This window comes from Arthrobacter sp. UYCu723, assembly GCF_054059215.1.
Window position 1 is genome coordinate 130,854 of sequence record NZ_JBSSBW010000004.1, and the last position, 23,827, is coordinate 154,680.

A 23,827-nucleotide genomic window follows, 5' to 3' on the forward strand; every position below is an offset into this window, starting at 1 on the left:
GTTGTCATTCTCGCCAACTAGGCTGGCAAGCCACATCCTCTGGGTTAGCAAGGGTCATTCTCACCCAAGTCCGGTCGCCGAAGACGCTCGGGCATCGCTGAGGGCCGCCGTGAAGGAGCCGAAGTCATTCAGTATGACCTGAATGCCCTGATGCCCTTACTGCATCGCCCATGTCCTGGCCATGGCTTCATCAAGCCGGCGCTCCGTGCTCGCGCGGCGGTCGGTCACGGTGACAGCGACTGCGACGTCCATACCGGTTTCGTGGGTCTAACCTCGATACGTGACCGTCGACAGGTTCTCAACGGCTGGTGTGGATCTCGGCGCGGGTCGACGACCGCCGTCGTACGAAGGGGTATATGACCAACAGCGCCGCAAGCGCGCCCAAACTGAGCCAAACCTGGGGGGCGTTGGCGGGATTAAGGGCCATGAGGATCACGATGAGAGTGACGGCGGCAAGCACAACGATGTTAAGCCAAGGGTGCAGCCACATCTTGAGCTTGAGCGCCTCCCGCTCAGCATCGCTCATGCGGTTTCGCAGCCGCCACTGCGTCACGGCCACGAACGCGTACACGAACATCGCCACGAGCCCTGCGGAGTTCATGATGAAGTCGAAAATTACCTTCGGTGCCACGTAGTTGGCAGCGATCGCGATGTAGCCAACCACGGTCGAGAGCAGGATCGCCTTCCACGGTACGCCGTTCCGGTTGCGGTCCTCGACCCAGCGGGGCGCATAACCGTGCTTGGAGAGGGCGAAGAGCATCCGCGATCCGGAGTACAGGCCCGAATTAAGCACCGACAGTGCAGCGGTGAGCACGACGGCATTCATCACTTGGTCGGCCGCTGGGAGGCCGAAGCGACCGAACGCGAACGCGAAGGGGCTCGTTGTCGAGGGAAGTTCGTCCCAGGGAACCACCATGAGCAGGATCGCGACCGAGCCAATGTAGAAGAATACGATGCGCCACACGATAGTGTTCGTGGCCTTCGCGACGGCCTTGGCCGGCTGCTCTGATTCTGCCGCTGCCATCGTGACGATCTCGGTGCCGAAGTAGCTAAAAACCACGACTGCGACGCCGTTTAGGACGGCAGTCCAGCCGTATGGCATGAAGCCATGCGCTGTCAGATTGGCGACAGACCCGGACGAATTCGGCAGCAAACCCAGGACGTAAAGCGTGCCGAAGATGAGGAACACGACGATAGCGGAGACCTTGATCGACGCGAGCCAGAACTCAGTTTCGCCGAACGATCGCAAAGACATGAGATTACTGATCGTTAACAAGAGGAGGCCGGCAAGCGCAAAACTCCAGTCCGGCACCATAGGAATCCATTCATGCAATATCCGTCCCACGATGACCGCTTCGAAGGCGACGACCCCGACCCAAAAGTACCAATAGAGCCAACCGATGGTGAATCCGGCCCACTCGCCAAGTCCCTCGCGGGCGTACTCCATGAACGAGCCGACGACCGGACGGTTCGTGGACATCTCGCCCAGCATGCGCATGACGAGGATGACGAGTGCTCCGCCAATTGCGTACGAAATCAGCGCGGCAGGGCCCACTGAACGGATCACGCTGCCGGAGCCCACAAAAAGACTCGCACCGATGATCCCACCCAGCGCGATCATGGTCAGGTGCCGTGGACGGAGGCTCGCGTGCGGGGACGATTTCGTGCTCGCTCCGGGTTCGCCGGTGGCGGTTCGGGTAGGCGCAGCGAGGGTCGAGGGATCTTGCATACGTATCTTCATTCCTAGGCTGGGAGGGTAGAGGTGATGCCGAGCACAATGCCCTGCCAGTGTGCGCGATGCTGCTCCCCAAGGGTATGGATGGTCTGCACTGATTCCTTGGCCGCTCTTATACACAATGCACAACGCGATCAGAGGGCGCTCCTCCATGCGGCCAGGGGAAGGGACACAGGCGTGATTCGTTGGATGATAAGGATTCCTGGCGTCAGCGAGAGCTGCTTCCCTGACTGCCGGCTGAACTTAAAACACACTGCGGATGGTCGCTTCAAACTGCCGACCTGCGAAAGGGATGGTGTCCGACCGAGCGGAGGTCTCTCCACGGGCCGGAACTCTGGTAACGGGGAGTAAGCAAGAGTAGCGTCGGTTGCATAATTTGGCGGCGACCGGCGTGACCTGAGGGGCCACGGCACGCTGGTGCCAGTTTCTTTAGGGGCAGGTATGGCTGGATGGAATGCTGACACGGCGGCCGGGCCGTTAGGTTCCGGAGCGGTCACGCTGGTGGAAGGATCTTCTTTCTGTATTTCGTTGCCGAACGGGGACATCCATCCCGAACATCCGCACGGTCTCTTCGTCCTCGACACCCGGATACTGTCCGGCTGGAGCCTGACCATTAACGGCCAGCCGCTGGAGGCCCTCGCCGCCGAGACGAAGGAGCCCTACCGGGCGCTCTTTGCCGGCCGTGCCCCCCGCCTGGACGGGTACGCGGACAGCCCGCTGATCGTGGAGCGTCTGCGCGAAGTGGGCGCCGGCCTCCGTGAGCAGGTCACCGTCCGCAATTACTCCCTGGAGTCGGCCGAATGCGTGATCTCCGTGCGGATTGAGGCGGATTTCGCGGATCTTTTCGAGGTCAAAGAGGCACGGATCCAGCGCCATTGGGAGGAAACCCGCCAAGTAGAGGGCGAGGCGCTAAGCATCCGGGCGCTCTGGCAGGAGGTGCGGAAGGGCGTCGTGATCCAGGCCCCCCGAGCCGAGGTCACGCCCGAAGCGCTGACGTACCGGGTGTCGGTCGCGCCGCACGGGCAGTGGAGCACCGTCCTCACGGTCGTTCCCGGCACGGACGGGGCCGGTGCCGCGGCGGCATTCGTCCTTGCTGACGGGGACGGAGTGTCCCCGCGGGACCGGCGCCGGCAGGAGTGGGTGGCCAGGATCCCGGTGCTGCAGATGGGCAACCGGTCGATCGAACGGACCTTGCGGCGCAGCTACGATGACTTGGGCGCCCTGCGGATCGAAGACCCGGAGCATCCGGACCGGGTGGTGGTGGCCGCCGGGGCGCCCTGGTTTATGACCCTATTCGGCCGGGCCTCGGAAATGGCGCTGCCCGTGGATCCGTCCCTGGCGCTGGGCACGCTGCAGACCTTGGCGGACCGCCAGGGCACCGTGGTGGATCCGATGACGGAGGAGGAGCCGGGCAAGATCCTGCATGAGGTACGGCTCGATGTCTCCAGCGGGCTGGCGCTGGGCGGCAAGTCCGCCTACTACGGCAGCGTCGATGCCACCCCGCTGTTCGTGATGGTGCTCGGATCGGTCAGCCGCTGGGGTTTTGCCGCGGAGACCATCGCGGCGCTGCTGCCGCACGCGGACCGTGCGCTGGCGTGGATCCGGGATTACGGGGACAAGGACGGCGACGGATTTGTCGAGTATGAGCGCCTCAACGGCCAGGGCCTGATCAACCAGGGCTGGAAGGACTCATGGGACGGAATTAGCTTCGCCGACGGCAGGATGGCCGAGCCGCCGATCGCGCTGTGTGAGGTGCAGGCCTACGTCTATATCGCGTATCAGTCGCGTGCCTCGATGGCGTATGACGCCGGCGACACGGCCTTCGGAGACGAGCTCGCCGACCGGGCGGCGCAGTTGAAGAAGCGGTTTAACGAGCAGTTCTGGATGCCGGAGCGCGGGTATTACGCCGTCGCTCTCGATGGCAGGAAGCGGCAGGTCGATGCGTGCGCGTCCAACATGGGCCACTGCCTCTGGCTGGGCCTCATCGATGAGGACAAGGCGCCTTTGGTGGCTGAACGGCTGATGTCCCCGCAAATGTTTAGCGGCTGGGGCGTGCGGACTTTGGCGGCCGACATGGGCGCTTACAACCCGGCGAGCTACCACAACGGATCGGTGTGGCCGCATGACAATGCGATCATCGCCGCCGGCCTGCTGCGCTACGGGTTCGTTGAGCAGGCCCAGCGGATCTCCACAGCACTGCTTGAGGCGGCCGAATACTCCGGGGGCCGGCTGCCGGAGCTCTTCTGCGGCTTCGGCCGGGACCAGTTCACGGCACCCGTGCCCTATCCGACGGCGTGCTCGCCGCAGGCCTGGGCGGCGACCACCCCGATCCTGCTGGTGACGAGCCTGATGCGCTATGACACCCATGTTTCCCGTGGCGGCTTTTGGATGGATCCGGTCCTCCCGGAATCCTACGGCGACCTCCACATCACCAACGCGCCCATTGCCGGCGGCCGGATCACCATCGACATCGCCAATGCCGTCCCCACCGTCCAGGGGCTGCCCGAAGGGATGGCATTCCACAGAGGGCACCGTCCTTGGTTTACCGAACTGGTGGAGCTGGCCGCCCGGCGCCCAAAGCCTTAGCGAAGTGCCGCCTCGGCTGACTGGTTCGAGGCTCGGTTCAGTCCCGCTTCCGCAGCCATGACATCCGGGTCCCACTTGCGTGTTTTACGGTCTGCCCGATTCGTTCCAGGTCTGGCTCAAAGCAACGACGTCGTCATGAAAGGCGAGGTAAAGGTTGGCAATTATCCGTGGGCTCGAGAGTGACCCGCCTACCAAAGTTTCAACTTTCTTCAACCGGTATCGGACGGTGTTCGGGTGAACGAACAGCACTCCAGCGACCTTCGCAACGTCCAGATCGTTCACCAGGTAGCAGATGACCGTCTGTTCCAGTTCGTTGTCGCCATGCAGTGCTTCAACAAACAGATTTAGCTTGTCCTTATCCTGTGGTGACCGCCGACGGGCCAGGAGCCACGTGGCTGGGTCCACGTCGTCCAGCCGGACGATCCCGTTATAGACCCCGGAGCCGGTCCTTATCGCCGCCTGGATTTGCCTGCGGGCGATGCCTGCCGCTGCCTCCGCTTCCCGGAAAGCCTCGGGGGTCCTGGCGAGGTCGGAATAAGGTTCAGACAGGCCGACGAAAACAGACCTGTCGGTCAACTCCAGCCAGGCGTCCAAGGCTGATGAGTTCGAAACCACAGCATGAAAGCCCGGAGGACTCTCGGGAGTTCGCCCATTCTCCGCGAGCAATAGTCCCAGGCCACTGGCTTCGGCGCGGCGCAAAAGTTGTTCCGAAAAGGAAGGGTCCATCGGCTGCTGGGCGAGATTCGCGGCGACCACGGCCCGAAGGGGTTCGTAGGGTGTAAATCGGAACGCACGCATACGCTCCCAGTGCCTGAATTCGCGAGCCACGGGCACGCCGTCTTGCAGCAAGGTCAGCAATTGCGTGTTTTCGTGCCGTTGTCTCGAATCTGAAAACTGAGCGATTCCATTCACTGCCGCAAGGAGCCGCTGCGTCGTTTCCAGCAGTAGGTCTCCGAGATCCTTCAGCACGCGGTGATTCCTACTGGCCACCGCAACGATAAAGCCGTCCCCTCGGAGCACCAGTGGCCGGGCCATAACTCCCCACTGTCCTATCTCCACGATCTCAGACATGTTATTGCCGTTACGCAGCTCTTTCCAGATCAAGTGGGTCGGCCCGTCCCCGGAGGATTCGACTATTCGTCCGGAATCTTCGTAAAGCACCGCCGTACCCCGGCATGCCGTGGCGAGTCTGACAATGAGGGCGTGGACGGGGTTCTCGGCAGAGATGCTTTGCAGCAGGTCGTTGCTGAGCCAGAGTGCCCGCTTTTGCAGGTAGGCGTCAGGAGAGGCTTGGGACTGGTTGATGAAGTTCTCGATGCGGTGGAAGGGAACGTCGTGTGCCACCGTATACAAAGGGAAACCGGCTTGTTTGCATGCCGCGACCAGCATGGCGGGGACCTGGTCAAAGTAAACCCCAACGCCGAAAAACAGGGCCGCTACGCGGGCCTTCCGCAGATCTTCTACGAGTCTCACGGCCAGCAGTTCATCCCGTTCGGCGTTCACAAACCTCAACCCGGTGGTGAGCAGAACAGTGTTCGGTTCCAGCCAGCCCGCCGGATTGTGGATGTCGCTTGTGTGGGCTCCCGTTATGACAGCGTCCGGGTTGCCCTGGACCAGAGGAGCCAAGCCCAACGGAGCTTCTGATACCACGTCATGAAGAGTGACGGGAGACTTATCGGGCATCCTGACTCCTAACTTCGACGTAACGGAGCGCCGGGCGGAAGGCTGATTGTAATTCTCACAATGGTGTCTGTTCCTTAATTTTAGTTTCGCCAGTGACAGAGATTCACGTCACAGCGGATTGTTGTTGCTACCCAATCAGCATCCTGGAGGAACATAGATGTCCAATCTCAGAGTCGCCGTCGACGTCGGGGGAACATTTACTGACGTCTGCATTTTCGATGAAGAAACACAGCGCATGCGTGTCGCCAAGGTCCCGTCGACACCAGCTGACCCCATGCTGGCGATATTGAACGGGGTGGAACGCGCCGAGATCAATCTGGCTGACGTGTCGCTGTTCTCACACGGCACCACGGTAGCAACAAACGCCCTGATTACCCGGAACTTTCCCCCCGCAGCCATGGTCACGACGAAGGGGTTCAGGGACGTCATCGAGATCAGGGACGGTACCAAAGACGACCTTTGGGACGCCTACAACGACGTGACCGGCCCCTACATCCGCCGCCGCGACAGGTTCGAGGTGACCGAACGTATTGACTACGCCGGCAACATCGTCGCTCCCCTGGACGAAGAAGAAGCCCGCCGCCTGGCCGCGGTCCTCCGTAAGCGCGGCGTCACCACCATCGCCGTCTGCTTCATCAACTCCTACGCCAACGCCGAGCACGAAATCCGGATGCGGAAAATCCTGGAAGAGGAACTTCCGGAAGCCACGGTCTCCACCTCAGCCGAGATCCTGCCCGAAATCTTCGAGCACGACCGCTTCAACACCGCCGTTTCCAACGCCGTGCTGGGACCCCTGGTGTCCGGCTATGTCAGCCGCCTCGCCGAGGAGCTCAAAACCGGCGGTTACGACGGCGACCTGCTGCTCCTTCACTCCGGCGGCGGTTCCATGACCCCCCGCATGGTCAAGCGCTACCCCGTGCGCCTCGCAGCGTCCGGCATCGCAGCCGGCGCGATCGCAGCGAAACACATCGCCCAGCAGTGTGGCTTCGAAAACGCCGTGAGCCTGGACATGGGCGGCACGTCTACCGATATTGCCCTGGTCTCCGACGGTGAGCTCCGCATCACCAAAGAATGGCAGGTTGAATACGGCCACCCCATCGTCTTCCCCAGCATCGAGGTCCTCACCATCGGCGCCGGCGGCGGCTCGATTGCGCACATCGACATTGCCGGTTCGCTTCGCAACGGCCCGCAGTCTGCGGGCGCCGATCCGGGACCCGCCTGCTACAACATGGGCGGCGAAGAGCCGACCAACTGCGATGCCAACGTGGTCCTGAACAGGCTCGGATCCACCCTGGCCGGCGGCGCGAAGACGCTGGACCGCGGGCTCTCGCAGGCCGTGATCAAGCGTGCCATCGCCGAACCGCTGGGCATGAGCGAAGAGGAGGCCGCCCACGCCATCCTCCAAGTCGCGAACGCCAACATGGCTGACGCCGTCCGCCTGATCTCCATCCGCCGCGGCTATGACCCCCGCGACTTCGCGCTGCTCGCCTTCGGTGGCGCCGGCGCCCTGCACGGCGTCGAGGTGGCCAAGGAACTGAACATTCCCACCGTCGTCGTACCGCCCAACCCCGGCGTCACGTCCGCACTGGGCTGCCTCCTGGTGGATATCAGGCACGACCTGTCCGCGATGTACACGGCTGTTGCCGCCCACGCCGATCCTGAAGACCTGGAGAGCAAGTACAAGGCCCTCGAAACGGAAGCCACCGCCCGGCTCCGCCACGAAGGCGTATCCGCGGAGAATTCGATCCTGCAGCGGATCATCTCCATGCGCTACCAGGGACAATGGCGATCGCTGGCCGTGAACATGGGAACCGGCGACGGTGCTCTCGAAGAAGCCATCCAGAGCTTCCACCAGCAGCACGAGCGCGAATTTGCGTTCCGCCAGGATGACCAGCCCGTGGAAATCTACCAGCTTCAGCTCTCCGCTGTCGGCAAGACGCCCAAGCCCTCCTTCGCTCCGGCCACGGAATGGGTCTCAGAGCCCGGCGAGCCCGATTCGGTCCGGCCGGTGTACTTCGGTGAGGACGGCTGGGTCGATACGCCCGTCTACGACCGCACCAAGCTCGGCGCCGGCGCGACGTTCCAAGGTCCCGCCATCATCGACCAGCTTGACTCCACGACGGTCGTGCCCCCGCGCACCACCGCCGAGATCGACGAGTGGCTCAACATCCGGATCCACCTCACAGAGTTCAAAGACGAGCAGGAAGCCTAATCATGACCGACGTGATCACCATTCCAGATCTCCATGTCGCCCACACCGATGCACGGCAGGCATCAGGCCTTGACCCCGTAACGTTCGAGGTGCTGAAAAACGCCTTCGTCACCAGCGTCGACCTGATGAGCGAGCAGATTCTCCGGACCTGCTATTCCTTTGTCATTTACTCCCGCGACTTCTCCTCCGCTCTCTGTGACGCGAACGGAAATACCGTCATGCAGGGCAGCGGCGACATTGCCGTCCACGTCGGTACCCTGCACTTCCAGTGCAAGGCCGTCATCGAAGAATTCGGCAAAGACATTCATCCGGGGGACGTGTTTGCCATCAACGACCCGTACCGGGGCGGCACACACTTCAACGACGTCAGCTTCATTCGACCGATCTTCTCCGACGGTGAGGTGATCGCCTTCGCCCAGAACAAGGGCCACTGGGCGGACATTGGCGGCAACGTTCCGGGTTCATTCGATGTCAACGCCAAGGAACATTTCGGCGAAGGCCTGCGGATCACTCCCGTGCGGATCTGGAGCAAGAGTGTCTTCCTTCACGACGTCGCCCAGCTCCTGGTGTCGAACACCCGGGCGCCCCGCCAGGCGATGGGTGACCTGCAGGCCCAGTCAGAAGCGACTGCCGTGTGCGAGCGTGAAGTCCTCCGCCTGGTGGACAAATACTCCAAATCGACGGTCGTCGCCGCGATGCAGGAAACCCAAGACTACGTTGAACGGATCGTCCTGCGCCGCCTGGAATCCCTGCCGCAGGGAGTGTGGGAGACCACCGATTACATCGACTTCGACCCGGGCAAGGGCGAGGGCCTGGTGCCCATCAAAATCAAGCTGACACTGGACGGCAAGGGCATCCACTACGACCTGACCGGTTCCGCGCCCGCCGTCGAAACCTTCCTTAATTCCGGTTACGGCACAACCCACTCGGCCATCTACGCCGGCACCAAGACGTTCTTCCCGGACGTTCCGCTGAACTCCGGCTTCTACGCCGCCGTCGATGCGGAAATCGGGCCCGAGGGCACCGTGGTCAATGCCGGGTGGCCCTACGCGGTCACCGGGTTCTGCTCCGGTCCCTACGAAAAGCTCATGAACGGAATCTTCGAGCTCTGGTCCCAGATCATGCCCGAACGCGCCATGGCCTGCGCCTTCAACCTCGAGTACCTCCTGGTCGGTGGCCGCGACGGCCGCACCGACGATAACCCCTACTTCATGTGGTACGACTGGATGGCCGGCGGCTGGGGCGGACGAGCCTCCAAAGACGGAGCCAGCGCCACCGCCCCGGTCTTCGGACCCGGTTTGGCCGTCCAGCCCATCGAAGGTCAGGAGCGGCTCTCACCCGTCCTGACCACCGTTCACCAGATCGGCACCGACTCCGGCGGACCCGGACGATTCCGAGGCGGCCTCGGCATCGAAAAGGGCGGCACCCTGGTCGACGCGACGAAGACCGTGATGAGCTACTGCTGCGACCGTGCACGCTCCATCACCTGGGGCATCGAAGGCGGCCTGCCGTCCATCCCGCACGGTGTCTGGATGAACAAGGGAACCGATCAGGAAAAGTTCCTCGGGTCCAACTTCTCAGCCGTTCCGCTGCAATCCGGGGACTCGTTCACACGCCCGTCCGCTGGTGGGGGCGGCTACGGCGATCCCCTGGAACGCCCCTTCGACGAAGTCCTCGAAGACGTCATCGACGAGTACGTGTCGATCGAACGCGCAGCGAAGGACTACGGCGTCATCATCCGCGAAATCGATCGCGAACTGGACCAGTTCGAGATCGATCAAGCAGCCAGCCTCGAGCTGCGCCAGCAGATCCGTGGCGACCGCCTAGGGTGGCTGACCGCCGATCCGGTCGCCGTGGCGGAGAAGTACCGCGCCGGAGAGGTGGACATGCTCGACGTGATCCGCCGCCACGGCGTCATCTTGGACTGGGGCACCGGGGAACTGTTCCCGGAGACCACCTCAGAGTTCCGCAAGAGCATGGAAAAGCGTTCGTCGGCCCACTGGCACTAAGCGCATTCTGACCAACACCGGGTCCGCCGGCGCTGATCGCGTCGGCGGGCCCGTTTATATCCAGATTCCTTTTGAACAGACCTGAAAGGCACGAAATTGTCGTATTCAAACTATGTCTTACCTGCCACTCAACGGGCCGGAAAATGGTCGCTGACCATGGCCTGGTGGGCAGTTTTTTCTGCGATGTTCTGGATTTACGTCGCCGTGGCCTCGGCCGGCGCAGTGGGTGTGGCCAACACCATCATCGGCATGGTGCTGACCATCGTGACGTACGGGGCCATCAACCTGGTGCTCTCGCGCTTTGCGGCACGGACGGGACTGACCGTCAGCCTCTTCTCCCGTGCACTCTTCGGACTGGTCGGCTCCGCACTGGCATCGCTGATCTTCGCAGCTACTGCCATTTACTACGCAGTGTTCGAAGGATCCATCATTGCCGTCGCGTTCCACGAGTACTTTGGTGGAAGCATGGTCGTTTGGTATGGGATCGTGGTGCTCTATGCCATTCCCCTGGCTCTGGGGGGCGTGCAGAATTGGCTGGACAAACTAAACGGTGTCTTGCTCCCGCTCTATGTTGCTGGCCTGATTGCGGTGGTCGCCGCGGCCACCCTCATCAAGGGCGTGCCCACGGACTGGATTGGCCAGGCCGCCGTCTCGTCGGCACTGCCGGGCTGGCTGACTTCGTACCTTATCTACATGGGCGTCTACATCATGATGATGTACACCTTTGACTATGCCCGGCTGGGACGTAAACAAGACGAAAAATTCCTGGGAACAGTGACATTCGGTTGGGTTTTCTACGCATTCACGTTCGGGCTGAACGGGCTGGTTGGCATATACATCATGAGCGCATGGCGCCTTGAAGCCTCAGAAACCGGGGTCGTCCAGGCGTTTATCTCATCACTGGGGATCGTCGGCCTGCTCGTCATCCTTATTTCACAGACTCGCATCAACACGGCGAACTACTTCCTCGCATCAGAAAACCTTTCAGCATTTGCCAGTCGGGTATTCAGGCTCGACCTGCCCCGCTTTGTCTGGGTTATCGTGTGCGGCGCTCTGGCCTTTTTACTCATGCTCACAGATGTTCTGAGTTACCTTCTCAAGGCTCTGGCCTGGCAAGGTGTATTTGTAACTGCCTGGGTTGCCATCGCACTGGTATTTATTGGCCTGAACTGGAAAAGGCAGGATCTTGTCCCGGATATCCGGCCGGCTAATCTCAAGGCCGTCAGCCCTGGAGCAATCGCATGGGTGTTCGCTTCAGCAGTGGGAATTGCGCTCACTGAACAAACACTGTGGCCGATAGTGTCCCAGCTTACACCTTTGATTACCATGGCTTTGGCTGCCGGCGTATACTACGCTGCCTATAAACTCTCACCGCCGCGTCTGATCAGCTCCGTAGAGACTATTGACCCAGCCGATGAAGAGTTGGACCCTGCCATCACGCATCAGACCAGCTGAAGGGCCTCGCTACCACATGCAGCCGAACTCCACCGGACAAAGTTGTCCGGTGGAGTTCGGCAATGCCTCTGTTTATCCTCCGGGAACTCAAAGATGATCCACAGTTGAACAACGAAGCCTAGATCCAGCACCTCCCCGGGCAGCCTATAGATCCGGGTACGGTGAACGATGAACCGGCCGAGACTTTGCCTTATAGGTAATCGCTCCGTAAACCCATCCGGTGCCGGGGCCCGGGACTCAGACGTTGTCCAGTTGCCGGAAAACCTGCCATGGCAGGTTCAACCGCCTCCTACGTCTTATGTCCAACCCCGGTGCCGCCGCTCGTTACCCACAGCGGACCTTCGCTGTGGCCTTCCTTGAGCTCAGCGCAGGTCATGCCCCCTCCGAAGGGCATCGTGGTCGCTCGTGTCACAAACCTCTTGTTGCCCGCTTTGCATGTCCGGGACTGTGTCGTCGAAATCCGGTGCATTATCTGAAGCACCAACGCCGTCAAAATCCGTCAACGTCCCGCCGGCGCGGTCAGGGTCAGAGTGGTACTTCCCGACTGGGATGGCGGTCCTGAATGCCCTTATCTGGCCATATCAGTTGACCCACCGCTCATCCCGGCGGACGTAGATGTGTCCTTGCCGAACGTGGACATCGCGTCAGTCCAGTGTGCAGCCAAGGCGTTGTCTTGGAGTAACGGCTCATATGCGGGTTCTGTCGCCTCAATGATTAGCGTTGTTCCGGTGGCCAGGGCGGCCCCTTCAAAACACTGACCCACAGACAAAAGGCAGTGCACGATGGGTACCGTTGGAAGCCTGCCTTGAACTGACCCACAGACAAAAGGCAGTGCACGATGGGTACCGTTGGAAGCCTGCCTTGAAGGCCTCGTCTACATACTGACCCACAGACAAAAGGCAGTGCACGATGGGTACCGTTGGAAGCCTGCCTTGAAGGCCTCGTCATCACATTCGAGGGAAAATCACCTAGTGTCAACCCCGAATCCAGCGCTAGACAAACACTTCCGGTCAGCCGGGCACAAACTTTGTCTCGCCGCGCGATTTAGTGCTGGTACTCATCGTGTACCTTCGCGGTGAGGGTCTGGCGGCGGTATGCCGCTTTGATAAAGCGTTCTCTTTCGGCGGGGGTGGTTGCTGCGCCGGCGATGGTCCAAGCCAGGGCGGTTGCTGCCTCGATCATCATGCCGTACGCCTCAGGGGAATCGGCAAATACTGCGAACTCGTGTGAGTGGATTGGTACATTCGCTCCGGGGATGCTCAGCCAGGGGTGCAGGGTGGGAATGACCTGGGAAACGTTGCCCATATCAGTTGACCCACCGCTCATCCCGGCGGACGTAGATGTGTCCTTGCCGAACGTGGACATCGCGTCAGTCCAGTGTGCAGCCAAGGCGTTGTCTTGGAGTAACGGCTCATATGCGGGTTCTGTCGCCTCAATGATTAGCGTTGTTCCGGTGGCCAGGGCGGCCCCTTCAAAACAGCTGCGGACGCGCTCAAGCAGGGCTTCATATTCACTCAAGGTGAATGCCCGGCACTCAAACTCGACTACCGCCCGTTCCGGGATGATGTTCGTGGCGTGCCCCGCCTCAGCTACGCATAGAGCTATTCGGTGGTCTCCAGGTATCTGCTGACGCAGTAACCCTACGGCGACTTGGCTCAGCACAGCTGCATCTGCAGCGTTTACGCCCAGATGGGGGGCTGCTGCCGCATGGGCGGCCCTTCCAATGAACGTCGCCTTGTACCTGCCCATCGCCTGGGCGCTGGTACCTGCCGGGTTATAGGTCACCCCATCCTGGACAGGGTGAACCATCAGGGCGAGGCTGATCCCGTCAAACGCCCCACGTTCAAGAAGAAGCGCCTTGCCGCCACCGTTTTCCTCGGCAGGGGTTCCAATGGCCTTCAGTGTGATGCCGAGCTCGTCTACATAGGGTCTCAGGGCAAGGGCGGCGGCGACGGACGCGCCAGCAATAAGGTTGTGCCCGCACGCGTGTCCGATGTTTGGCAGCGCGTCGTATTCGACGCATAGTGCCACCGTCAGTTCCCCGCTTCCAGCGCTGGCTGTAAAAGCTGTAGGAAGGCCACCAGTGCCCCGCTCAACTGTGAAGCCGCCTTCAGCCAAGAGCGCCGCTGCTGCCTCCGACGAGCGGACCTCCTCGAAGGCCACCTCGGGGTTGGAATGAATTTCGTGGGCCATGGCCTGAACCCGCGGCTTCCACTCCTTGACGCCCTCTGCGAGGGCGGTGCGCAGACTTGCCATAACGGTTGCTGTGCCTCCTGGTTCCATGAGTATCGCCTGCTTAGCAGGACATAGACGAGTCGGCCCTGGCTGCCTCGGGAAGGTCCAATCATCCGACATCTAAGTGGGCTCGCTGAAGTGGCGACCATAGTCGTTCCCGAGCCTATACCTGTGAGGGCAGTACCGCGGGTCAGGCGTTGGTGGTGCAGGATCTGCTTACCGGAGGAAGCTGAGCGTTTGCATTACTTCGTTTAGGTATCCCCGGGCGGGAACCCGGGCCTCTAAAATTTGCACGCAGTTACTTCTGGACTGGATGGGTCTTGCTTGTCCGGGTCCATCTCAACTCTGCGTGAAGGGACTCTATCGATGGCCCGGGAGAGCGAAGATCAGCTGTTTCGGCGATCAGTACAGACACAAGCGGAAGCCTTGACGAACTGTACGGTGACTCGCGTGTGGGGCTTCCCTACGATCATGGGACAGCCTGATTCTCCAAGCCGCATTCATGTTCAGGCCTTCATTGTCAGGACCACGCCGAAAAAAGGGGCATCCGTGCTGCAGCTTCAGGTGAACCGCTCGAATAGTTTGACTATCAACGCAAGAACAGGGCACCACGCGCCTTTCAGTGGCTGGTGGGGACCCGAGAGTGCTCCCTTGCCCGTCCGTTACCTGCAGCAGGGAGAAATTATGCCACCGCTGCACGGCTCCCAGACTGTATGGACGCTCGTTCGCTCCGTATCACCGTCGATAAAAGCGAACTCCCGAAGCACTTACTCCTGACGTTCAACTTCTTGCCGTTCCCCCTTCCGTTTACAAATTTAGAGAAGAGAAAAGCTCATGAAAAGCAGGATCCTCGTTCAGGGCAAGAACACCTCCCGGCGCCTCGGGTCCCCTGAAGAAGCGGTTGGTACTTCCCCGTCGGTTGCCGGTGTCCAGCAGTCCGGGTGGGTAGGCTCAGCACGTAAGCAGGAGCACTCCGACCGGCGGTCAGTTGAATCGACGCACAGGGTCTCATACGGCAGTCAGAACCGATAGTAGAACTGCGCCGGGCTCCAAGAGGCCTGCAGGGCCGGGCGCATTCCCGCGGCTTGCAAGAGAAATCTCAGATGCCAATCAGTTCGATTCTGCATTAACAGCAACCGACGGTGTTGGTTCGCCGCTCTTGTGGAGTGCATGCAGAACCAGCGTTCAGTGCCTTCTCGCATCGCCGGAAGCTGGGTTTGATCTAAGTAGGAGCGGACGCTGAGCGGGGTGATCCCTCTCCCTACTTGCAACCATATGTCGTGGCCATCGTGGCCATCGTGGCCATCGTGTCCGGAGAAGATGAGGACGATGACCCCTACGGTTGCACCGACCAGTGTCTCCACGCCGCGTTCGGCGATGAGCACTTAGGGTGCGCCGGTGCGACGAGCTGCGTAACCAGGAGTATTAGCGGCGCGAATGACACCATGGCCAGGCCGTAGTGGCGCATCATGAAAAGTTCGGTGGTGCACTGGAAGAAAATGATGACGATCACCAGCGCAGGTGCGTCCTTCTGGGCATCCAGCTACAAGGGGAAAGGCAGCAGGACGACTGCGACGATGACAAGTCCAAGGAACGTTTCCACAATCCTCTGGATTCGGCGGTAAATGCCGCCGACTAAATTTGCCGAGGCAAGCGGTACCGCCGCAGCCGCGATGGCCCACCGGGAATATGTGCTCCCGCTGAACACGCCAGCGGCTCCAGCCGCGCCTTCCGCCAGGACGTAAGGTCCCGCATGGATGAACGCTTTTGCCTTCGCGGCCGGCAAGGGATGCGTGGCCCCGTCTTGCCTTGGGCCGCCACGCAACGCGTGTGCAGACCCGTAGGGCTGAGACGCGATCCCGGCTTCGAGGTGCGAAGCTGTGGAGTGTGCGGAGGTGATGTTTCACGGAGCGCTGCTCCTCAGCCAGTCGATGACTGTCTCCCCTGGACTAGATCCAAAGCTCGTAGCCGAGATCTTTGTGGAAGTACTCCCGGCGGTCAGTGGCATCGGCCGCCAACCATAGGCCTGAACCGTCCGGCATTTCTTCTTCGACGATCCCCCGGCGAACAACGCGCTCGTTGGAGCGGATCTGTACGATGTCGCCCACATGGTCCTGCCAATCCACTGTTCGGCGGAGGTGTGTAGCGGTGTGCCACTGCTCGAACATCAACGTTCCAGGAGCAGGGCGTCGCCCTGGCCCCCGCCTCCGCATAGTGCAACGGCGGCCCGACCCGTTTCGCGGCGGATGAGTTCGTGCACGGCAGTGACAACCAACCGGGCTCCTGAAGCACCGATTGGGTGTCCGATGGCAACTGCGCCGCCGTGTATGTTTATCCGGTCCTCGGACACGCCGAGCAGTTCCCCGGAATGCGACGCAACTGAGGCGAAGGCTTCATTGATCTCAACCAGGTCGAGTTCTTCGGCTGTCCAGCCTTCGCGCTCCAGGGCGGTGCGGATAGCCTTAGCGGGCTTGTCCGGCAAGGATGTGTCAGGCCCGGCGATTTGTCCGTGGGCCCGAAGGACTGCAAGAACATTCCACCCATGCCTCTGGGCAGTCTCTCGGATGGTAAGCACAACGGCGGCGGCGCCATCGGTCAAAGGTGAGGCGTTGCCTGCCGTCACCGCCCCACCCGGGGAGAATGCGGGCCTTAGTCGGGCCAGCGACTCCTGTGAAGCATCGGGGCGGATGCCTTCATCCTCGGTGATTTCGAGGACGCCCTTTCGTGTGGGCACCTTCACTGGGATGATTTCCTGGGCCCACACCCCAGAGTTCTGCGCTGCGGCCGCCCGCAAGTGAGAGGTGACGGCGGCGGCGTCTTGGGATGCCCGCGAAATGCCCAATGCCGAGTTGGCGCGGTCAATAGCCAGGCCCATGGCCTCATGGTCGAATGCATCTGTTAATCCGTCCTGGGCGGCTGCGTCCACCAAAGTGAGCGCTCCGTACGCATTCCCGGTCCGGCTGCCTGCGACAAGGCGGGGGGCCTGGCTCATCGATTCCTGGCCGCCGGCGACGACTACGGCTGCGTCGCCAAGGCGCAGCATTCGGGCGGCCTCGATTATGGCGGACAGTCCCGAGAGGCACACTTTGTTTACTGTCACGGCGGGTGCGCTCAGCGGAATTCCCGCGGCGACCGCGCTCTGCCGGGCCGGGTTTTGTCCGGTTCCTGACTGGAGAACTTGGCCCATGATGACGGCATCGACGGTATCTGCCGAGATTCCTGCCCGTGCAAGGGCGCCAGCGATGGCCGCGCCGCCCAGTTCGACGGCGGAAAGTGGTGTCAGCTGGCCCAGCAGTCGTCCCTGAGCGGTGCGTGCTGCGCCGACAATGACGACATCCCTTGGATCGGGTAGTCGGAAGTTTGATTCTGTTTGCACTGCAAGTGCTCCCGGATTTTGTTGGTGGAGACGGCAAAGTTACTTCGACTGGCCGTTCTTCGTTTTGAACGGTTTGTGCAGGTTACGTCTTAAGGAGGCGTGTCAGACCGCCTGTCGGGAAGTTGGCGCCGAGAGTCATGCAACGGTTGATGTCCTCCCAGGTTGCGACGACGCCCTCGTCCAACATGAGCTGGGCTTCTTGAGCTAGGGCGTGGCGGACGCGCAGCCGTACCCGGCCCGGGTCCACTCCGTGCGGCTCCGGAGGCAGGATCAGTGCCGCGGGCGGAACTTTGCCGTTTTCGTCGAAGAAGCCCGGCAGTCCAGCTTTTACGACTGCCGTGAGAGAGGCTGATCGGCCGAAGCGGGCGGGGTAGGCGCGGTGCAGTGTGTCACAAATGTGCTGTTGCACCGAGGGGCCTATGTAGCCGATCAGCCGAAGGGGTGTCATGGGCAGATCCCACGGTGAGAGGGAACGGTCTACCGTGACTGGGTCTCCGCCTTTGTCGATTTCAGCCAGTATTTCGCTAAACAGGCGCGTGAGGAGTCGGTTTACGACAAACCCGGGCGTGTCAGCGACAGGTATGGCGGTCTTGTCGAGATCCTCGGCGAGACTCCAGGCTGTGGCGAGAGCGGTTTCGGATGAGAGGGGGGTCCGGACCAATTCGACGAGCGGGAGGACAGCGACTGGATTGAAGAAGTGGAACCCAAGCACCCTGTCTGGGTGCTTGAGACCACGTGCCATGTCAGTGACCGAGAGCGAGGAAGTGTTGGTGAGCAGGAGGGCGTCCGGCTCGATGTGCTCCTCTAGCTGTCGGAATACGCTCCGTTTAGTCTTTTGGTCCTCGAAGACCGCCTCGATTGCGGCGTCGCACCCGCTGAACCTCGACGGATCGGTCGTGCCTCGGATTAGCCCGGCGATTTCGGCTGCCTCGCCTGGTTGGAGCCTGCCGCGAGACTCTTGCCAGTCGAGGTGTGCGCGCATTCGGTGGAGGGCGCCGGACAGCCGGTCGGCGGAAAGGTCGCTGATGAGGACTGGGATGCGGAGCTTGTCCGCGACCAGCAGGACGAGCTGGCTTGCCATGAGACCCGCGCCAACGACGCCGAAGGTTTGGATGGTTTTCGGTTGCCCCGCGTTAGCGGCTGATACCGATACGGGGTCAGCCGTTTTCGAAAGAGTGTGAGACATCTGATCCTGCTTCCGTTCCTACCCGCGGAGGTAGACCGTTGTCGTGTGTGTATAGAAGTCTTTGGCCGCGCCGCCCTGTTCGTTGGGACCGAAGCTGCTCTTCTTTGATCCGCCGAAGGGCACATGAGGATCTGAACCCGCAGATTCCGAGTTGAGGTGAAGGATGCCCACATCGAGGGCTTCGACTGCTTCCAGTGCTGTCGCGAGGTCACGGGTGAACAACGCTGCGGACAGGCCGAACTCGGACTCTTCGGCCAAACCGAATGCTTCCTCGGTGGTCGCGGCCCGGCGGACCGTCAGGACGGGGCCAAAAAGTTCTTTTCGCCAGGCGACGTTGGTTGATCCGGCCTGGCCAGCAGGGAGCTCGAGCACGGTCGGTGCGATGAAGGCGCTGTGAGTACCGGCATAAGGATTCTCGGCGGATGTTCCGTCGATGGCGACGGCGCCGGCCCCTACGGCTGTGTTGATTCCGCTCGTGATGGACCTGCGTGCCGCCTCATGATCACGGGCCCCATCTGTACTTCTGGGTCAACAGGGTCCCGGTCTGCCAGCCGCTGAGTCGGAGTGTGAGGCGCTCAAGGAATTCGTCGGCGATGGAGTCCGCGAGAATGAGCCGTGATGTTGCGGTACATTTCTGTCCGGTGGAGCGGAACGCCCCGAAAAGCACCTGTTCCGAGGCTAGATCCAGATCAGCATCGTCCAGAACCAACGCCGCGTTTTTGCCTCCCATTTCGCCTTGCATAGGAATTCCCTGACGGCGGCCTGGGCCGCAAGTGCGCGTCCGACCCCTGACGAGCCGGTGAAGGACATGGCGTCCACGCCGGGGTTCTGAACAAGGGCAGTGCCGAGAGAGCTGGGACCAGACCACGGTGTTTCCGTGCACCAGGGCGGGAGCGATCTTCCATGCCGGGATGGCAATTGGAAAATTGAAGGGGGTGACGATGCCGACTACGCCCAGCGGCTTACGAGTTACCAGTATGCGTTCCCCGCGCCGAGGCGAAGCGAAATGCTCCCCCGCTACGCGGTCGCCCTCTGCCGCGAAGTAGCGCAGGATTTGGACGGAACGCAGCACCTCTGCCCTTCCCTCAGTCAGGGTCCTGCCTTCTTCGCGGGAAAGTTCGAGGCCAAGTGCGTCGGCTTGAGGCCCCAGGGCTGCGGCGGCGCGGGACAGGACGGCGCCGCGTTCGTGGACTGGGGCCCGGCTCCAGGCCCGCTGTGAGCCGCGCGCCGCCATGACGGCCCTGTCGACATCGGCAAGGACGGCGATGCCGCCTTCGGCGACGATCTGCGCAGGGCGGCAGGGATTGACAGAGCTAAGGTGGCCGCCGTTGCCTGATACCCATTCTCCGTCTATGAGGAGCCGGAGCTGCACCGTCCCCTTGGCACCGGGGGCGGTGCCTGACATGGCCGGTGCATCAACGGCGGCACTCACCGAAAGGCTCCTATGCCCGTTAGCTTCTGGCCAAGGATGAGGGTGTGTACCTCGTCGGTGCCCTCGTAGGTACGAACGGACTCGAGGTTGTTCGCGTGGCGAAGGGGCGAGTATTCGAGGGTTATCCCGTTGCCGCCAAGGATTGTGCGTGCTTCGCGACAGATTTCGATCGCTTCGCGGCAGTTGTTCAATTTGCCCACGCTGATCTGATGGTTTTGCAGCTTGCCGGCATCTTTAAGTCGGCCCAGGTGTAGTGCGAGAAGAAAGCCCTTGTTGATCTCCAGCGCCATGTTCACAAGTTTCTGCTGAGTCAACTGATAGCCGGCCAACGGCCGGTCGAACTGCAGCCGATTTTTGGAATAGTCCAGGGCGTCTTCGAAGGCGTCACGTGCGGCTCCCATGGTTCCCCAGGCAATGCCATAACGTGCCTCATTGAGGCAGGTGAAAGGCCCGCGGAGGCCAGTGACGTTTGGCAGGACCGCGTCGGCAGGAAGACGCACATCATCCAGAGTGATTTCACACTGGACAGATGCACGCATTGACAGCTTGGGCTCGATCGGTGTGGCGGTGAAGCCTGGAGTTTTGGTTGGTATGACGAAGCCGCGTACGCCAGTGTCCGTCTGGGCCCAGATCACTGCCACTTGTGCCACGTTGGCGAGCCCGATCCAACGCTTTGCGCCGGTCAAAATCCAGTCCGTGCCGTCGCGGCGGGCATAGGTTGCCATGGCGGAAGGGTCCGAACCGGCGGTGGGTTCGGTGAGACCGAAACATCCGATGGCCGTGCCGGCTGCCATCTGTGGAAGCCACTCCTGCTTCTGCTCCTCAGAGCCGTGCTTAGAGATGGCAGACATGGCCAGAGACCCCTGGACCGAGACGAAGGTACGTATGCCTGAGTCACCGGCCTCGAGTTCAGCAGCGGCGAGCCCGTAGTCCACCGCCGTTCCGCCAGCGCAGCCGTAGCCCTTTAAGTGCATGCCCAGCAGGCCAAGTTTGGCTAGGTCGGGGACGATTTCCAGGGGGAACCGCGCTTCTTCGTACCACGTGGCGATGTTCGGTTTGATTTCGTCCCGAACGTAGGTCCGGACCCGGTCCCGCAGTGCGGTTTCCTCGGCCGTGAGGAGAGTGTCGAAGGAGATCAGGTCCGAGGGGTCGGGTGCAGCAGCGGCCTCGACGTCGGCGGAACTAGGGGCAAGAGTCATGAGGTGGTCCCTCCTGGGCATAAGCGATTTTGGGAATGGGCGGAGCTTTGAGGGGCGTCGGTAAACGTCTTGCTTTGGGGGTGGTGCCGCAGCCAGTCCAGCACCTCCCCGGTATGCTCACCGAGGGCGGGTGGGGCTTGGGTGCGCGGTGGCAGCGCCGGCGTCCAGGTGATCGGATGGCGGATTTGGCGGCCGGTAACGTTTCCGTCCTTGTCATGGACTTGAATGGTCGGTTCCAAACCCAGTGACTGGGCGTACGCGATGCCTTCACCTATGCCGGCGACGCGGCCTGCCGGGACTCCCACGGAAACCAGCTGGTCCTGCCATTCCGTCGCTCCAGCGCCCGCGAGCCCGGCTTCCAACAGTTGGACCAGTTCCCGCCGGTGCTTTACCCGGGCTGAATTGGTGATAAACCGCGGATCCGCCGCCAGCTCCGGATTGCCGATAGCGCGGCAGAGCCTGGCGAACTGTGAGTCGTTACCCACAGCAACTGCCAGCGGGTCATCACGTGTGGCAAGAAGCTGGTACGGGACGATGGAAGGGTGGTCATTGCCCAGTCGCGTAGGAGTAACACCGGCGCCGAGGTACGCCTGGCCTTGGTTGGCAAGGGCGCCCTGCAGGCTTGAGAGGAGATTGACCTCGATCCGTCTTCCCCGGCCTGTGGAATTACGCTCTGTAAGGGCGGCGAGGATGCCGATCGTGGCATCTTTCGCTGTCAGTACATCGACCAGTGCCACACCTACTTTGTAGGCGTCGCCCTGCGGGTCCCCGGTAATACTCATCAGTCCCCCCACGGCTTGAACTATGAAGTCGTACCCAGGCAAATCGCGTCCGCCTTCGGAGCCGAAACCCGAAATCGATGCGTACACCAGGCCGGGGTTCTCCTCGGCCAATGATTCATATCCCAGGCCCAGTTTGGCGAGCCCGCCGGGTTTGAAGTTCTCCACCAAGACGTCGGCGCGGCGTGCCAGTTCCCGGGCAAGCTCCAGGTCCTCGGGGTCCGTCAGGTCAAGGGTGACGGATTCCTTATTCCGGTTAACGCTTTCGAAGTAGGTCGCGCCTGTCTTGGAGGAAGGTGGCGCCCATTCCCGCGTGTCATCCCCGGTTCCGGGCCGCTCCACCTTGATGACCCGGGCACCGAGATCAGCCAGGGTCATGGTCGCGAGCGGACCGGCAAGCACGCGGGAGAAGTCGGCGACGACAATCCCCTCAAGTGGCGCGCCGGATTCCGCTCCCGACCTCATAACTGATCCCACCCGGTCCACCTTCCCCGGTAAGTCATGACAGTGCCGACCGAATGGATGCCTCCAGTACCGCCAGGCCCTCGTCAAGGACGTCGGCTTCGATGACGAGCGGAGGCAGCAGCCGGATGATATTTCCGTTGGTCCCGCAGGTAAGAGTTAGGACACCATGGGCATTGGCTGCCTTCGCTGCTGTGGTTGCGAGGTCTTTGCGGGGTCCGGAGGCGTCGCTGAACTCGATCGCCATCATCGCACCCCTGCCGCGAACGTCCGCGACACCGTCTAATTTGACGAGCGGCTCCAGACGACGCCGCACCGCGGTTTCGATGGCAACGGCGTTCTGCAAGAGGGCGCCGTCTTCAAGGAGCTCGAACACGGCCAGAGCGGCTTCACAGGCTACGGGGTTGCCAGCGTACGTTCCGCCAAGGCCACCGGTATGGACAGCGTTCATGAGCTCAGCGCGGCCGGTAGCGGCCGAAAGCGGCAGGCCGCCGCCGAGTGCCTTAGCGGTCAGGGTGATGTCGCCGGCAATTCCTTCGTGCTCGGATGCGAACAGCGTGCCGGTCCGGCCCATGCCTGCCTGGATCTCGTCGATGACCAGAACGATGCCGTGGCGGGTAGCGATTTCACGAAGACCTTGAAGGAACCCGGGGGCCTGAACAATAAAGCCGCCCTCGCCCTGGATAGGTTCGATGACCATGGCTGCGAAGGTTTCCGCACCGTTTTCGGCGAGAAGCGCCTCGATCTGCTCAAGTGCCTTACCCGGTCCGTCAGGAGAGGTGTGCGCTGGGGCGGTCGGTCCGCGGAAAACTGAGCCCGGCAGGGGTCCGAAGTTGAGCCGGTATGGGTTTTCCTTTGCCGTCATCGCCATCGTGAGCTGGGTGCGCCCGTGGTAGGCCTCGTCGAAGACGAGAATGTTGGGGCGTCGAGTAGCGGCTCGGGCCACTTTGATGGCGTTTTCAACCGCCTCCGCTCCGGTGGTGAACAGTGCGGTCCGCTTTTCGAAGTCGCCCGGGGTGTGTTCATTGAGCCACCGGCAGACCTCGACGAAGGACGCGTATTCGGTCACCATGAAGCAGGTATGGGTGAAGCGCTCCAGCTGGGCGGCGGCACGCTTGGCCACCTGCGGGTTCGCGGCACCAACACTCGTCACGGCAATGCCTGAGGCGAAGTCGATGAGATGGTTTCCGTCAACGTCTACGAGCAGCGCATCCTGCGCGTGGTCGATAAAAACGGGCATGACAATACCGAATGCGTCGGTGACGTGCTGGCGGCGTTCGGTCTCCAACTCGCGGGAACGCGGTCCCGGAAGTTCGGTGAGCAGGCGGCGTGCGGTGGCCTTAACGCTGGCCGGATCGGTGGCCTGGTTTGCGGCGAGTTCTGATGTGACAGTCATAGGTCCTCCTGGTGTGGTGAAATCCACCATAGGGACAGTCCGATGACGTGTCGTTGGACAATACATCCAAAGATATTTCCGG

The 23,827-nt window shown here is 61.7% G+C and carries 15 protein-coding genes and 2 pseudogenes; 5 read left to right on the top strand and 12 right to left on the bottom strand.

Annotation, left to right across the window (positions count from 1 at the left end; translation table 11 throughout):
• Positions 1-298: 298 nt before the first annotated feature.
• Positions 299-1,741, bottom strand: a complete 1,443-nt coding sequence (locus ACVWZ8_RS24470; RefSeq protein ID WP_456506384.1) for an amino acid permease — start codon at positions 1,739-1,741, stop codon at positions 299-301.
• A gap of 435 nt (positions 1,742-2,176) precedes the next feature.
• Here ACVWZ8_RS24470 and ACVWZ8_RS24475 point away from each other — a divergent pair, with 435 nt between their 5' ends.
• Positions 2,177-4,321, top strand: coding sequence for an amylo-alpha-1,6-glucosidase (locus tag ACVWZ8_RS24475; protein ID WP_456506385.1), 2,145 nt, complete (start codon positions 2,177-2,179; stop codon positions 4,319-4,321).
• Between the two features lie 84 nt (positions 4,322-4,405).
• On the opposite strand, the gene ACVWZ8_RS24480 is transcribed toward ACVWZ8_RS24475, so the two are convergent.
• Entirely contained in the window at positions 4,406-6,004 is a 1,599-nt protein-coding gene (locus ACVWZ8_RS24480) for a PucR family transcriptional regulator ligand-binding domain-containing protein (RefSeq protein ID WP_456506386.1), read from the bottom strand.
• Between the two features lie 157 nt (positions 6,005-6,161).
• Between ACVWZ8_RS24480 and ACVWZ8_RS24485 the strand changes: the two genes are divergently transcribed.
• From ACVWZ8_RS24485 to ACVWZ8_RS24495, 3 genes are all read left to right on the top strand, one after another.
• On the top strand, positions 6,162-8,216 hold the full coding sequence (locus tag ACVWZ8_RS24485) for a hydantoinase/oxoprolinase family protein (RefSeq protein ID WP_456506387.1): 2,055 nt from the start codon (positions 6,162-6,164) through the stop codon (positions 8,214-8,216).
• 2 nt (positions 8,217-8,218) lie between these two features.
• The gene (locus ACVWZ8_RS24490) at positions 8,219-10,225 is read left to right on the top strand and encodes a hydantoinase B/oxoprolinase family protein (RefSeq protein WP_456506388.1); all 2,007 of its coding nucleotides are present in this window, start codon (positions 8,219-8,221) and stop codon (positions 10,223-10,225) included.
• 156 nt (positions 10,226-10,381) lie between these two features.
• Positions 10,382-11,680, top strand: coding sequence for a purine-cytosine permease family protein (locus ACVWZ8_RS24495; RefSeq protein WP_456506389.1), 1,299 nt, complete (start codon positions 10,382-10,384; stop codon positions 11,678-11,680).
• A 1,044-nt stretch (positions 11,681-12,724) separates the two neighbouring features.
• On the opposite strand, the gene ACVWZ8_RS24500 is transcribed toward ACVWZ8_RS24495, so the two are convergent.
• The gene (locus ACVWZ8_RS24500) at positions 12,725-13,963 is read right to left on the bottom strand and encodes an amidohydrolase (RefSeq protein ID WP_456506390.1); all 1,239 of its coding nucleotides are present in this window, start codon (positions 13,961-13,963) and stop codon (positions 12,725-12,727) included.
• Positions 13,964-15,374: 1,411 nt separating this feature from the next.
• Here ACVWZ8_RS24500 and ACVWZ8_RS24505 point away from each other — a divergent pair.
• On the top strand, positions 15,375-15,554 hold the full coding sequence (locus tag ACVWZ8_RS24505) for a hypothetical protein (RefSeq protein ID WP_456506391.1): 180 nt from the start codon (positions 15,375-15,377) through the stop codon (positions 15,552-15,554).
• 310 nt (positions 15,555-15,864) lie between these two features.
• Here the strand turns inward: ACVWZ8_RS24505 and ACVWZ8_RS24510 are convergent, their stop codons facing one another.
• The 9 genes and pseudogenes from ACVWZ8_RS24510 to ACVWZ8_RS24550 all read right to left on the bottom strand — a co-directional run bounded on the left by ACVWZ8_RS24510 (position 15,865) and on the right by ACVWZ8_RS24550 (position 23,745).
• Entirely contained in the window at positions 15,865-16,083 is a 219-nt protein-coding gene (locus tag ACVWZ8_RS24510) for a hypothetical protein (protein ID WP_456506392.1), read from the bottom strand.
• Positions 16,083-17,291: an acetyl-CoA C-acyltransferase gene (locus ACVWZ8_RS24515; protein ID WP_456506393.1), complete on the bottom strand. Its 1,209-nt coding sequence runs from the start codon at positions 17,289-17,291 to the stop codon at positions 16,083-16,085. The genes ACVWZ8_RS24510 and ACVWZ8_RS24515 overlap by 1 nt, the downstream gene beginning before the upstream one ends.
• An 82-nt stretch (positions 17,292-17,373) precedes the next feature.
• The gene (locus tag ACVWZ8_RS24520) at positions 17,374-18,477 is read right to left on the bottom strand and encodes a 3-hydroxyacyl-CoA dehydrogenase NAD-binding domain-containing protein (protein WP_456506394.1); all 1,104 of its coding nucleotides are present in this window, start codon (positions 18,475-18,477) and stop codon (positions 17,374-17,376) included.
• An 18-nt stretch (positions 18,478-18,495) separates the two neighbouring features.
• Positions 18,496-19,207 (bottom strand): annotated as a pseudogene (locus ACVWZ8_RS24525) (aldehyde dehydrogenase family protein).
• Entirely contained in the window at positions 19,156-19,287 is a 132-nt protein-coding gene (locus ACVWZ8_RS24530; protein ID WP_456506506.1) for a hypothetical protein, read from the bottom strand. The pseudogene ACVWZ8_RS24525 and the gene ACVWZ8_RS24530 overlap by 52 nt, the downstream one beginning before the upstream one ends.
• A 109-nt stretch (positions 19,288-19,396) precedes the next feature.
• A pseudogene (locus tag ACVWZ8_RS24535) lies at positions 19,397-19,882 on the bottom strand (aldehyde dehydrogenase family protein); the annotation flags it as partial.
• A 23-nt stretch (positions 19,883-19,905) separates the two neighbouring features.
• Entirely contained in the window at positions 19,906-21,108 is a 1,203-nt protein-coding gene (locus ACVWZ8_RS24540; RefSeq protein WP_456506395.1) for an acyl-CoA dehydrogenase family protein, read from the bottom strand.
• Entirely contained in the window at positions 21,105-22,352 is a 1,248-nt protein-coding gene (locus ACVWZ8_RS24545; RefSeq protein WP_456506396.1) for a CaiB/BaiF CoA transferase family protein, read from the bottom strand. Before ACVWZ8_RS24545 ends, ACVWZ8_RS24540 begins: the two co-directional genes overlap by 4 nt.
• Positions 22,353-22,386: 34 nt before the next feature.
• A complete protein-coding gene (locus ACVWZ8_RS24550; RefSeq protein WP_456506397.1) occupies positions 22,387-23,745 on the bottom strand; it encodes an aminotransferase class III-fold pyridoxal phosphate-dependent enzyme in 1,359 nt (452 codons plus the stop codon).
• Positions 23,746-23,827 lie beyond the last annotated feature (82 nt).